We start from the raw sequence: 12,887 nt of genomic DNA, 5'->3' as shown, positions 1-12,887 counted from the left end.
TAAGAAAGCACAGTCCTTTTGATTATGAAATTCCAAATTTTGTTTGTTACCTTTCTTTCCTTTTTGACGATTAGTGGGTGTTCAACCACAAATGATACAACGCAAGCGCAGGAAGAATTTGAAATCCCGCAATACCATTTAATAAAAGTTACGGGTGGCATCGCAGGCGTTGACCATACTTTTGATATGGATACAGTAATATGGGTGTTTACGGTTAATGCCTTTAATGAGGCTATTTTGGTTGTTGAAAATAATAATGGTGACGAGGGCTTGGAAGACGGATTGGATTCGGGCTCGTATATCTTTTCCAGTGTTATTGATAATGAAAATGAGGAATACCTTTTTATAGAAAACGATGAATTTGGCCATGTAGATTTGCAATCTGATGGTTTGGTTATAGACCAAAATAAAACCACAAATGGCACGCTATCCGACGGTTTTATCTATACTTTTAAATTGAAGACTGTTTTAATCGAAACAGGTTCGTAATTCACTAAGATTTAGGTTTTCTGTTTCTTTTTTCGGGCCGCTGGAAACAGCACGTTGTTCAAAATCAGGCGGTATCCTGGTGAAGTTGGATGCAGGTCCAATTCTGTTTTTGCATCGCCTACACGATGCTGGTAATCTTCCGGGTCGTGCCCCCCGTAAAATGTAAAAAATCCTTTGCCCTTGATGCCGTGAATGTATTTGGCCTCTCCATTAGCCTTGTTCTCCCCCATAACCAATACATTGGATTTTATTTCATCTCTTGTAAATGCCGTGGTTTGTCCCATAAATCCCTTAACCAATGCCGTATGGTTTTGGCATAACATTGTGGGTATGGGATCCCATTTTGCGGAGAATTCCATTAGCGAAAAATAATCAGCCGTTTTAGTAATATTCCGCTTCCTGGTCATATCAATAGATGAAAACTCGTAAACCATAGGATTGCGCTCCAAAGTAAAATCTTTAAACGCAAAGGTCTTGTTGTAGTCAATCTTTTTTTGGTAGCTTGGGTCACTACCGTCCCCATCGAACATAGGCTCGCAAATATCGATACCTTCGGCAGATAAAGCTACATCGAAACTATCTGTGGCACTGCACATGGCAAACATAAATCCACCGCCAATGACATAGTCTCGTATTTTTAAAGCCACATCCATTTTGGCTTGAGAAACTTTACTATATCCTAGGCTCGTCGCTAAAGCCTCGGCCTCTTTTTTTTCTTGAATATACCAGGATGCGGCACGGTACATTCCGTAGAATTTTCCATATTGACCAGTAAAATCCTCATGGTGCAGATGCAACCAATCGAACAGCAATAAGCCATCATTTAAGACTTCTTCGTCGTAAACCGTTTCATATGGAATTTCGGCATATTGCAACACCATAGTTACGGCGTCGTCCCAGGGTAATTTCCCTTTTGGCGTATACACAGCAATTTTAGGAGCTTTCTCTAAAACTACTGCCTCCATATTTTGGCTTGGGCTAGCTATTTCCTCTAAAATACTTTCGGCCTTCGCATTGGAAAGGACTTCGAAAGACACACCCCTGATTTGACATTCCTGACGGATCGCTTCAGTATCTGGTAATAAAAATGAACCGCCCCGATAATTAAGTAACCATTTCACCTTCAACTGTTTGTCTAATGTCCAATACGTAATTCCGTATGCTTTTAAATGATTTTTTTGGCTTTCTGCATCCATGGGTAACAGAATGTAAGACGCGAAAGCGCTTAGACTAAAAAAAAGAAAAGCGAAAAGAATTAGGGCCTTTTTCATAGGCTGAAAGATAAAGAAAATATCAACCTAAAGCATTAATCATTTGTTAAAACGGCACGTCGTTATCGTCGTCATCATTAAAAGAACTACCGAACGCCTCATCTGGACTAGCGGTAAAATTATCCGTTTTAAATGTGTCATCGTTGGCAGCTGCATTCATTTTGCTGTGGAATTCAAAGGGCGAATCGAAATCATCCAAGTTATCAAACTTACCTAAGTGACCGATAAATTTCAATCTAATATTGTCTAACCCACCATTTCTATGCTTCGCGATAATAAATTCTGCTTGACCTTCGGTTGGAGAACGCTCTTCGTCATCCCATTCATCAATTTTGTAGTACTCAGGGCGATAAATAAAACTTACGATATCGGCATCCTGTTCAATTGCTCCAGACTCACGTAAGTCAGATAATAATGGTCGTTTACTACCTCCCCTAGTTTCAACCGCACGGGACAACTGTGAAAGCGCAATTACAGGTACGTTCAATTCTTTTGCCAGAGCTTTCAGGTTTCTTGAAATCATAGAGATTTCCTGCTCCCTGTTTCCAGCATGACTGCTACCTCCTGTCATCAACTGTAAGTAATCAATCATGATAAGTTTGATGTCGTGTTGAGAAGACAGTCGACGCGCTTTTGCCCTAAGGTCAAAAATAGAAAGTGATGGGGTGTCATCAATAAATAAAGGTGCTTTTTCCAAGTCCTTTACCTTGACGTTGAGTTGTTCCCATTCGTGCTTTTCCAATTTACCAGTTCTCAACTTTTCAGAAGAAAGACCGGTTTCACTAGAAATCAAACGTGTAATCAATTGGACCGAAGCCATTTCCAAAGAAAAGAACGCTACCGGAATATTTTGGTTCACCGCTATATTGCGGGCCATAGAAAGCGTCAATGCGGTTTTACCCATACCCGGTCGGGCGGCAACAATAATTAAATCCGACGGCTGCCAACCAGAAGTTAGCTTATCCAGTTTATGAAAACCGGTTGGTATACCACTCAAGCCTTCTTTATTAGAAATTTCTTCAATCTTTTTCTTGGCCTGAATTACCAAGTCTTGAGCAGTTTCACTGGATTTTTTTATGTTTCCTTGGGTAACTTCGTATAGCTTAGCTTCGGCTTTATCCAACAAATCAAAAACATCTTTAGTTTCATCATAGGAATCTTCAATAATCTCGTTTGAAATTTTAATCAAACTTCTCTGAATGAATTTTTGAAGAATAATACGGGCATGAAACTCGATGTGTGCCGAAGACGATACCTTTTGGGTCAGTGAAATCAGGTAAAAATCGCCACCCACCATTTCCAGTTTTCCGTTTTTCTTTAATTGCGTTGAAACGGTTAATAAGTCCACAGGCTCACTGCCTTCGAACAATTGAAAAATGGCTTCAAAAATAAATTGATGTGCTTCTTTATAAAATGCCTCCGGGCTTAAAATATCGATAACCTCATCAACACCTTTTTTGTCAATCATCATCGCGCCTAACACAACCTCCTCTAAATCAAGTGCTTGGGGAGGTATTTTGCCTTTCTCCAAACTAATTAGAGTACTTTTATCTACTTTGTATCCTGCGATTTGATTGGGTTGCTTCATAACTGCGAAAATAGTCAAATAAAGTGTTGGTTTTTAGAACGGGCTATTTTCATTGTCAACGTTTCGTTAACAAAATAACTGTTAATAACTAAAAAGTATTGTGAATAACCGCTAAAAAAACCTGAAGCGAAAACTTCAGGTTTTAACATGTTGTGGTTTTTAAGCATTTAGCCTTTAAATACCCCCATATTGGCATATTTATCTTGGCGTTGTTTCACTAATTCCTCTGGTGATAAGTTTTTTAAATCCCCGAAACATTTTTCAATGGTGCTACTAACGGTTTTAAACGTCCTCTCCCTATCCCTATGCGCACCACCTAACGGTTCTTTAATGATATCATCAATTAACTTCAATTTTTTCATATCACCTGCAGTTAATTTCAAAGCCTTTGCCGCTGTTTCCTTGTGCTCCCAACTACGCCAAAGGATTGACGAACAGGATTCTGGTGAAATTACCGAATACCAAGTATTTTCCAGCATCAAAACTCTGTCTCCAACTCCTATTCCTAAGGCCCCACCTGAGGCACCTTCACCAATAATTATGGTAATAATTGGAACTTTCAAACGTGTCATTTCCAAAATATTACGAGCAATAGCTTCGCCTTGCCCCCGTTCTTCAGCTTCCAGACCCGGGTAGGCTCCTGGAGTATCCAAAAGGGTTACCACCGGAATTCCAAACTTTTCGGCAGATTTCATTAACCTCAAAGCCTTACGATAGCCTTCGGGGTTGGCCATACCAAAATTCCTGTATTGACGCGTTTTGGTGTTATACCCTTTTTGCTGACCAATAAACATGTAGCTTTGATCCCCAATCTTGCCTAATCCACCAACCATAGCCTTATCGTCCTTAAAGTTGCGGTCACCATGTAATTCTAGAAATGTGTCTCCACAAATGGCCTTGATATAATCCATGGTGTATGGCCTATCGGGGTGTCTTGACAATTGCACCCTTTGCCATGGCGTTAGGTTTTTATAAATATCTGTGGTTGTGGTTTTTAATTTTTTCTCTATCTGGGCACAGGTTTCGGTAACATCCACATCACTCTCTTCACCAATGATTTTACATTTTTGAAGCTGGTCTTCGAGGTCTTTAATGGGAAGTTCAAATTCTAAATACTCCATAGAAATTACAATTCGGTTTTAATTAGTTAGCGTACAAAATTAAGCAATTTATTTTGTTTCATATCATCAATTAAACTTCAGAAGAAGCTTTTACAATTTAAGAATAATTTGCTGGATTAAGCAACTTGTCCTCTAAAATACCCGCCTTCTTTTTATTGCATCCTTATTTTTCAAAAGACCATTGAGTAGGACAGTTGAAATAATCAAAATTGCACCATAATAAAACATCGGACTCATTTTTTCCTTTTCAGGGAATAGAAATAGTGCAATAATGATACCGTAGATAGGCTCCAAATTATAGGTAAGTACCACCGTATAAGGGCTTATCAGCTTCATTACATTTACAGACGCTATAAAAGCATAAGCCGTACAAACAGAGGCCAAAATGAACAAGTAGCCAAAATCCGAGGCACTCAGTTTAAAAAAATCTGTAGAAAAACCTCCTTCGAAGCAAAGAATAAAAATCGATATGAACAGTACGCCACTGATAAATTCGTAAAACGAAATCACCGTAGCCGAATGTTTCTTTAAAAAAACGCCGTTTAAAACTGCAAAAAGCGATGAAAAAAAAGCAGATGAAATTCCCAAAAGAATACCTTTTAGATATTTTATTTCGCCTTTGGTAATGAGAAATACGCCAAGTATCACCAGCAATCCAAAAATGATTTCATATGGGATTACTTTTCGTTTGTAAAAAACAGGTTCAATAATAGATGCAAAAAATGCTCCCGTGGAAAACATGGCCAGGGCAATGGATACGTTGGCCGCTTTGATGGAAGCAAAAAAGGTGATCCAATGTAAAGCAATGATGATGCCTGCCAAAGACAATCTTAGAATAGATTTCCCATTAATTTTTAATTTGACTCCAGCTATTTTGATATAAATAAACATCAAAATGGTGGCCATTCCCATTCTGAACCACACTAATGGCACGGCACTTATCGAAATCAATTCTCCCAAAATGGCTGTAAAGCCGGCAATGAATACTAAAAAATGAAGGTGAAGGTAGTTTCTTAGCTTAGCGTTTGGCATTGTACAGAAGATATACAGCTAAAATACCAAAAATGATATTAGGAAACCAGACTGCAATAACAGGTGGAAAGTCAGACTGCTGAGCCATCACCCCAAAAATTTTATCGAAAAAGATAAACACCATAGCGATACATATTCCGAGAGCTAGGTTTACCCCCATACCGCCTCGTCTTTTAATGGAAGATACTGCCACTGCGATAATCGTTAATATAAATATGGATACGGGCAAACTCCATTTTCTATAGAGCACTAATTTATAACGGCCAATATTGGAAGAGCCTCTTGCCTCTTCTTTAGCAATAAAATCAGTCAATTCGGAATAGGACAACGTTTCAGCAATATAAATAACCGGTGTCAAGTCCGCCACGTCAAAAGTAAACAACGTGTCTTTGCGCCTTTCAATTTCCAAGGTATCAGTCAACTCACCAATGTTTCGTTTTACGTAATCAATCAATCTGTAAGTTGTATCCGCTTCAACGTATCGGATGCTTCTGGCGCTAATTTTCGTAGTCAATTTGTTGTCCTCAAAATGCTCAAGTGTAAAGTTTTGACCTGTTTTACTTTTAGAATTAAAACTACTCACATAGATATAATCGTTTTCGTTAATTTGTCGAAAAACGTTTTTGTTATCCGTGGCACTTCGCCCTCTTTTGAAGTATTTGTAGTCAAACTCATTAAAACCTTTACTGGCCTCAGGGGCCAAAAACAAACCTAAAATCAACGCGAAAAAGGCAGTAATAGTGGCTCCGTACAAATAGGGCCGTAAAAATCTTGAAAACGAAACTCCTGAACTCAAAAAAGCCACGATCTCCGTATTATTGGCCAACTTTGAAGTAAACCAAATCACCGATAAAAATAAGAATAGGGGAAATAGTAGGTTTGCGAAATAAATCGTAAAATCCAGATAGAAAAGGGCCACCTCATTAAAAGGCACATTATTATCTAAAATCTTCCCGATTTTTTCAGCCAGATTCACCGTAATTCCAATTGGAATAAACAGCAAAAGCATCATGATGAAGGTAAATAAATACCTCTTTAATATGTACCAATCTAATATCTTCACCTAAAGAAATTCGCTATAATCGTTTGTCCATTTGTTTTACCATCATACTTTTCCATGACGCAAAATCCCCTGCTAATATATGCTTTCTCGCTTCGCGAACCAACCATAAATAAAATCCTAAATTATGAATAGTGGCGATTTGCTTGCCCAACAATTCGTTAACTGAAAACAAATGCTTTAAATAGGCTTTACTATATTCGGTATCCACAAAAGTAATACCCATCTCATCGATAGGCGAAAAATCGTCCTCCCACTTTTTGTTTTTGATATTGATGGTGCCATGGGCCGTAAACAACATGCCGTTTCTAGCATTACGGGTAGGCATTACGCAGTCAAACATATCAATACCTAACGCAATATTTTCTAGAATATTGATTGGTGTGCCCACACCCATTAAATATCTTGGCTTATCTTCAGGCAAAACGTTGCAAACCACTTCGGTCATGGCATACATTTCTTCGGCAGGCTCCCCGACGGAAAGTCCACCAATAGCATTGCCTATGGCACCAGCATTCGCAATATACTCGGCCGATTGAATTCGTAAATCCTTGTAAGTACTCCCCTGAACTATTGGAAAAAAAGCTTGATCGTAATCATATTTTAATGGCGTTTTTTCTAGATGATTGATACATCTGTCCAACCAACGATGTGTCATTTGCATGGAACGTTTGGCATAATTATAATCACAGGGGTAAGGTGTGCATTCATCAAACGCCATTATAATGTCAGCGCCTATACAGCGCTGGATTTCCATAACATTTTCTGGTGTAAAAACATGGTAACTTCCATCAATATGAGATTTGAATTTTACGCCCTCTTCTTTTATCTTTCTATTTGCGGAAAGCGAATACACCTGATAGCCCCCAGAATCTGTCAAGATATTTCTATCCCAATTCATAAACTCATGCAGTCCGCCGGCCTTTTCGATGATATCGGTTTGTGGCCTCAAATAAAGGTGATAGGTATTTCCCAAAATGATATCTGGGTTTATATCATCTTTAAGCTCGCGTTGGTGCACGCCTTTTACAGTGCCAACAGTGCCAACGGGCATAAAAATAGGGGTTTCAATCACACCGTGATCCGTGGTAATCTGACCTGCCCTAGCTTTACTTTGGGCATCTTTTTGAGCTAAATCGAATTTCATAAGCCTAATAACCGGTGCGCAAACCTACATATTTTATATCAAAAAAATAAACTTATTAACAGTACTTAAAGGTTTCGTGAAAATGAAAATAATTGCGCCAGTTATACTTTGTAAAACTATTCTAATCTCCTATTTTTGTCGGGCAAAAAACAATCATTTAGCATGCCAGACATTAAACACTTAGAAGATATTTGTACGCAGGTGCGAAGGGATATCTTAAGACAGGTACACAAAGTGAATTCCGGGCACCCTGGAGGTTCTTTGGGCTGTACTGAATTTTTCGTTGCGCTTTACAACGAACTCATGGAAACCAAAAACTCATTTGATATGGACGGGATAGGTGAGGATTTGTTCTTCTTGTCCAATGGTCATATTTCTCCAGTTTTCTATAGTGTTCTGGCCAGAGCGGGGTACTTTCCAGTTGAGGAATTGAGCACCTTTAGATTGATTGATTCCCGTTTACAAGGACACCCTACAACCCACGAGGGCTTACCGGGAGTTAGAATTGCCTCAGGTTCTTTGGGTCAAGGTATGTCCGTTGCAATTGGTGCGGCACAAGCCAAAAAATTGAACAACGATGATAAAATTGTGTATTCCTTGCACGGTGATGGGGAATTACAAGAGGGTCAAAATTGGGAAGCAATTATGTATGCCGCCGGTAATAATGTGGACAATTTGATTTCCACAGTGGATTACAACGGACAGCAAATCGATGGTGCTACCAATGATGTCTTACCAATGGGAGACCTAAAAGCAAAGTTTGAAGCTTTCGGCTGGCTCGTTTTGGAAATTAAGGACGGTAATAACCTGGAAGCGGTGATTGAAGGCATGAAAAAAGCGAAAGCCCAAACGGGAAAAGGAAAGCCAGTTTGTGTTTTATTAACCACCGTAATGGGTAATGGTGTGGATTTTATGATGCATACCCATGCATGGCACGGGAAAGCACCAAACGATGAGCAATTAGCGATTGGTTTGGAGCAAAACCCTGAAACCTTAGGCGATTACTAACCACTTACACAAGGAAAATGAAAACATACACTTATACAGAGAAGAAAGATACAAGAAGTGGTTTTGGAGCTGGACTGGCCGAATTGGGAAGAACCAACCCTAATGTGGTTGCACTTTGTGCGGATTTAATCGGTTCTTTAAAAATGAACGAGTTCATAAAAGAAAACCCTGAGCGTTTCTTTCAAATAGGAATTGCGGAAGCCAATATGATGGGGATTGCGGCAGGTTTGACGATTGGCGGAAAGATTCCGTTCACAGGAACATTTGCTAATTTCTCAACAGGTAGGGTTTACGACCAAATCCGTCAATCAATTGCCTATTCGGGTAAAAATGTGAAAATTTGTGCGTCTCACGCTGGATTAACTCTAGGTGAAGATGGAGCAACTCATCAAATACTTGAAGATATTGGTATGATGAAAATGCTACCCGGTATGACGGTAATAAACCCATGTGACTACAACCAAACCAAAGCGGCTACCATAGCTATTGCGGACCATGTTGGACCAGTTTATCTGCGTTTTGGAAGACCATCTGTACCTATTTTTACACCTGCCGACCAAACTTTTGAAATCGGTAAAGCCATAAAATTGACAGAAGGCAATGACGTAACCATAATAGCTACAGGCCATTTGGTATGGGAAGCACTTGAAGCCTCCAAAGTATTAGATCAGCAAGGCATATCTGCAGAAGTTATCAATATACATACAATTAAACCTTTGGATGAGGAGGCAATTCTTAAATCAGTGGCTAAAACAGGATGCTTAGTAACGGCTGAGGAACACAATATCTTGGGTGGACTAGGAGAAAGTGTAGCACGTACCTTGACTTTGAACAACCCTGCTCCGCAGGAATTTATTGGGACCAACGACACTTTTGGGGAATCTGGAACTCCTGCACAGTTAATGGAAAAATATGGCTTGAACAGCGCATCTATTGTAGAAAGAGCGAAAGTTGTTATCCAAAGGAAATAGGATTAATTCCTGACAAAATTTTGAAGGGTTCGTTTTTATAAAATGAGCCCTTTTTTAATTCTTATATTTTTCGCCCCCATGCTTAAAAAAATCCATTGTAAAAGAATAAAAGGCTTTTGGCAACGTTTTTGATATTAAACTTCAAATCTTAAAACGAATAATTATGAAGAACACACATGAATTAAAAAGAGAGTTGAAAACCCATATCTCTAAAGGAAAATTGATATTGCTCGTTATCGCCCTGATTTTAACAACTATCTCCGGCTTTGCCCAAACCCAAACAGGCATAGGTCTAAAAGGAGGATTAAACTATAACGCCAACGGAGATTACGTTGAATCGATTGGCGATAATGCCCAGAATCCAGATAGAAACGTAGGTTTTCATGTTGGGCTATTTGGAAAAATTGGCAAGAAAGTATACCTAAGACCAGAGCTAATGTACACCAGTACAAAAAGTGAATACAACAGTAATGATTTTAAAATGCAAAAATTGGATGCCCCAATTTTAGTTGGTGCCAAAGTAATTGGTCCCCTCAGCGTCTTTGGTGGGCCGGCGTTTCAGTATATTTTGGATACCGAATTTGATGGTATCACCATAGGTGATATTGAGAACGATTTTTCTGTTGGGCTTAATTTTGGCATCGGATTTAATCTAAAAAAATTGGGTATAGATTTGAGATACGAAAGGGGCTTTAGTAATAATGAAGCTACTTTTATCAACAACAATATTATAAATCCTAATCCCAATGATAGAAGTCGTTTGGACACCAGGCCGGACCAATTAATTTTGAGTTTGTCCCTATTGCTATAGTGGAAATATAATTTAAATAAAAAACCTGCAAGAGCAATAAAATGCCTTGCAGGTTTTTTATTTAAATCAAATTAAGCATTTTGCTTCTTAATCAAATTAAGGGCAGAACCTTCATTATACCATGAAATTTGCGCTTCGTTATATGAGTGGTTTAACTTAATAGCATCTTTACTTCCGTCTACATGCACCAACTCTAGAGTCAACTGTTTGTCTGGTGCAAATTCGTTTAAATCCAAGAAGTTGAAAGTATCGTCTTCTTGAATTAAATCGTAATCATTCTCATTGGCAAAGGTTAAACCTAGCATCCCTTGCTTTTTAAGATTGGTTTCGTGAATACGCGCAAAAGATTTTACAATTACAGCAGCAACGCCTAAATGTCTTGGTTGCATTGCCGCATGTTCACGAGAAGAACCTTCACCATAATTATGATCCCCTACTACAATAGTTTTTATACCAGCCTTTTTATATTGCCGCTGTACGTCCGGCACACCGCCATATTCGCCAGTTAATTGATTCTTTACAAAGTTGGTTTTTTGATTAAAGGCATTAACGGCTCCAATCAAGGTATTATTGGCAATGTTATCCAAGTGCCCTCTAAAGCGCAACCAAGGCCCAGCCATGGAAATATGGTCGGTAGTACATTTTCCAAAAGCTTTAATCAAAAGTTTTGCTCCGGTAATGGTATCACCTAGTGGTTCAAATGGCGTTAATAACTGTAAACGTTCTGAAGTTTCATTTACAACAACATTTACATGACTCCCATCCTCTTCTGGCTCTAAATAACCATTATCCTTCACGTCGAAACCTTTTGGAGGCAATTCCCATCCTGTTGGCTCATCCAACATCACTTCTTCGCCATTTTCGTTGATAAGGCTATCCTTCATCGGATTAAAATCCAATCGCCCAGCTATGGCAATAGCCGCCGTAATTTCGGGCGAAGCAACAAAGGCGTGTGTATTTGGATTTCCATCAGCACGCTTCGCAAAGTTTCGGTTAAAGGAATGTACAATGCTATTTTTTGGTGCGTTTTTTGGGTCGCTATACCTTGCCCACTGCCCGATACATGGCCCGCAGGCATTAGTAAATATTTTCGCGTCCAGTTTTTCAAACACTTGAAGGATACCGTCTCGTTCGGCGGTATATCTTACCTGTTCCGAACCCGGGTTAATACCAAACTCAGCTTTGGTTTTTAGACCTTTATCCAACGCCTGTTGCGCAATTGATGAAGCTCGCGATAAATCTTCATAAGAAGAGTTAGTGCAAGACCCAATCAATCCCCACTCAACTTTTATCGGCCAGTCATTATCTTTAGCTTTACCGGTCATTTCAGAACCTACTGGAGTGGATAAATCCGGAGTGAATGGCCCATTTAACAATGGGCTCAACTCTGATAGGTTAATTTCTATCAATTGATCAAAATATTGTTCAGGATTAGCATAAACCTCAGGGTCTGCAGTTAAGTATTCCCTAATTTTATTGGCTTCTTCGGCTACATCTTCTCGATCCGTAGCTTTTAAATAACGCTCCATAGAATCGTCATAACCAAAGGTTGAAGTCGTTGCACCAATCTCTGCACCCATGTTGCAAATGGTGCCTTTACCAGTACAAGACATCGCTAATGCTCCCGGGCCAAAATATTCAACTATGGCCCCGGTCCCACCTTTAACAGTAAGAATCTCAGCCACTTTCAGGATCACATCTTTTGGTGCCGTCCAACCCGATAATTTGCCAGTAAGCTTAACACCAATCAATTTGGGGAACTTCAATTCCCAAGCCATACCTGCCATTACATCCACTGCATCTGCTCCGCCCACACCGATGGCTACCATGCCCAAACCTCCTGCATTTACAGTATGAGAATCCGTACCAATCATCATCCCGCCAGGGAATGCGTAGTTTTCCAGAACCACCTGATGGATAATTCCAGCTCCGGGTTTCCAAAATCCGATACCATATTTATTGGATACTGATTCCAGAAAATTGAACACCTCACTACTTACATTGTTGGCGTGTTTTAAATCAGTTGCGGCACCTTCTTTGGCTTGGATCAAGTGGTCACAATGCACTGTTGTGGGCACGGCTACTTTGCTCTTTCCTGCTTGCATAAATTGTAACAGTGCCATTTGCGCTGTAGCATCTTGACATGCAATTCTATCCGGGGCAAAATCCACATAATCCTTTCCTCTAACAAATGCCTTGTCCGGTGTACCATCCCATAAGTGATTATATAATATTTTTTCAGAAAGCGTCAATGGCTTTCCAACAACTTCACGAGCTTTATCGACGTTTTTAGCCATTTTGGAGTAAACGCCCTTAATCATTTCAATATCAAATGCCATATATTATCCGTTTTAATTTTTAGTAGTTTATTTTAAGTTGCACTAATATA

At 39.3% G+C, this 12,887-nt stretch carries 11 protein-coding genes; 4 read left to right on the top strand and 7 right to left on the bottom strand.

Translation table 11 applies throughout. From position 1 onward, the window contains the following. Positions 1-24 precede the first annotated feature (24 nt). Positions 25-489: a hypothetical protein gene (locus H7U19_RS05410; RefSeq protein WP_186559757.1), complete on the top strand. Its 465-nt coding sequence runs from the start codon at positions 25-27 to the stop codon at positions 487-489. Between the two features lie 11 nt (positions 490-500). Here the strand turns inward: H7U19_RS05410 and H7U19_RS05405 are convergent, their stop codons facing one another. The 6 genes from H7U19_RS05405 to tgt form a co-directional block, all read right to left on the bottom strand. Continuing rightward, positions 501-1,760, bottom strand: a complete 1,260-nt coding sequence (locus tag H7U19_RS05405) for an asparagine synthetase B (protein WP_186559755.1) — start codon at positions 1,758-1,760, stop codon at positions 501-503. A gap of 46 nt (positions 1,761-1,806) precedes the next feature. Continuing rightward, positions 1,807-3,348 (bottom strand): replicative DNA helicase, encoded by a 1,542-nt coding sequence (gene dnaB / locus H7U19_RS05400; RefSeq protein ID WP_186559753.1) that lies wholly within the window; start codon positions 3,346-3,348, stop codon positions 1,807-1,809. 167 nt (positions 3,349-3,515) lie between these two features. Further along, complete coding sequence (locus H7U19_RS05395; RefSeq protein ID WP_186559751.1) at positions 3,516-4,469, bottom strand: acetyl-CoA carboxylase carboxyltransferase subunit alpha; 954 nt, start codon at positions 4,467-4,469, stop codon at positions 3,516-3,518. A gap of 132 nt (positions 4,470-4,601) precedes the next feature. Continuing rightward, entirely contained in the window at positions 4,602-5,501 is a 900-nt protein-coding gene (locus H7U19_RS05390) for a DMT family transporter (protein ID WP_186559749.1), read from the bottom strand. Then, positions 5,488-6,564, bottom strand: coding sequence for an LptF/LptG family permease (locus tag H7U19_RS05385; RefSeq protein ID WP_186559747.1), 1,077 nt, complete (start codon positions 6,562-6,564; stop codon positions 5,488-5,490). Before H7U19_RS05385 ends, H7U19_RS05390 begins: the two co-directional genes overlap by 14 nt. 13 nt (positions 6,565-6,577) lie before the next feature. Continuing rightward, positions 6,578-7,708: a tRNA guanosine(34) transglycosylase Tgt gene (tgt, locus tag H7U19_RS05380; RefSeq protein ID WP_186559745.1), complete on the bottom strand. Its 1,131-nt coding sequence runs from the start codon at positions 7,706-7,708 to the stop codon at positions 6,578-6,580. A 162-nt stretch (positions 7,709-7,870) separates the two neighbouring features. Between tgt and H7U19_RS05375 the strand changes: the two genes are divergently transcribed. From H7U19_RS05375 to H7U19_RS05365, 3 genes are all read left to right on the top strand, one after another. Continuing rightward, entirely contained in the window at positions 7,871-8,716 is an 846-nt protein-coding gene (locus H7U19_RS05375; protein WP_186559744.1) for a transketolase, read from the top strand. A gap of 17 nt (positions 8,717-8,733) precedes the next feature. Further along, positions 8,734-9,687: a transketolase family protein gene (locus tag H7U19_RS05370; protein WP_186559742.1), complete on the top strand. Its 954-nt coding sequence runs from the start codon at positions 8,734-8,736 to the stop codon at positions 9,685-9,687. Positions 9,688-9,850: 163 nt separating this feature from the next. Beyond that, positions 9,851-10,498: a porin family protein gene (locus H7U19_RS05365; protein WP_186559741.1), complete on the top strand. Its 648-nt coding sequence runs from the start codon at positions 9,851-9,853 to the stop codon at positions 10,496-10,498. 71 nt (positions 10,499-10,569) lie between these two features. Here the strand turns inward: H7U19_RS05365 and H7U19_RS05360 are convergent, their stop codons facing one another. Further along, positions 10,570-12,837 (bottom strand): aconitate hydratase, encoded by a 2,268-nt coding sequence (locus H7U19_RS05360; RefSeq protein WP_186559740.1) that lies wholly within the window; start codon positions 12,835-12,837, stop codon positions 10,570-10,572. Positions 12,838-12,887: the final 50 nt, after the last annotated feature.

This window comes from Hyunsoonleella aquatilis (genome assembly GCF_014270105.1).
In the GTDB taxonomy this organism is placed as follows: Bacteria; Bacteroidota; Bacteroidia; order Flavobacteriales; family Flavobacteriaceae; genus Jejuia; species Jejuia aquatilis.
The sequence above is the reverse complement of the archived record's forward strand: the minus strand, read 5'-3'. Positions and strand labels throughout refer to the sequence as shown.

What these genes read in the sequence shown, in the direction of transcription:
- H7U19_RS05365 (WP_186559741.1), top strand. Translation starts at nt 9,851, where the DNA reads ATGAAGAACACACATGAATTAAAAAGAGAGTTGAAAACCCATATCTCT.
- H7U19_RS05405 (WP_186559755.1), bottom strand. Translation starts at nt 1,760, where the DNA reads ATGAAAAAGGCCCTAATTCTTTTCGCTTTTCTTTTTTTTAGTCTAAGC.
- H7U19_RS05410 (WP_186559757.1), top strand. Translation starts at nt 25, where the DNA reads ATGAAATTCCAAATTTTGTTTGTTACCTTTCTTTCCTTTTTGACGATT.
- tgt (WP_186559745.1), bottom strand. Translation starts at nt 7,708, where the DNA reads ATGAAATTCGATTTAGCTCAAAAAGATGCCCAAAGTAAAGCTAGGGCA.
- H7U19_RS05390 (WP_186559749.1), bottom strand. Translation starts at nt 5,501, where the DNA reads ATGCCAAACGCTAAGCTAAGAAACTACCTTCACCTTCATTTTTTAGTA.
- dnaB (WP_186559753.1), bottom strand. Translation starts at nt 3,348, where the DNA reads ATGAAGCAACCCAATCAAATCGCAGGATACAAAGTAGATAAAAGTACT.
- H7U19_RS05370 (WP_186559742.1), top strand. Translation starts at nt 8,734, where the DNA reads ATGAAAACATACACTTATACAGAGAAGAAAGATACAAGAAGTGGTTTT.
- H7U19_RS05395 (WP_186559751.1), bottom strand. Translation starts at nt 4,469, where the DNA reads ATGGAGTATTTAGAATTTGAACTTCCCATTAAAGACCTCGAAGACCAG.
- H7U19_RS05375 (WP_186559744.1), top strand. Translation starts at nt 7,871, where the DNA reads ATGCCAGACATTAAACACTTAGAAGATATTTGTACGCAGGTGCGAAGG.
- H7U19_RS05360 (WP_186559740.1), bottom strand. Translation starts at nt 12,837, where the DNA reads ATGGCATTTGATATTGAAATGATTAAGGGCGTTTACTCCAAAATGGCT.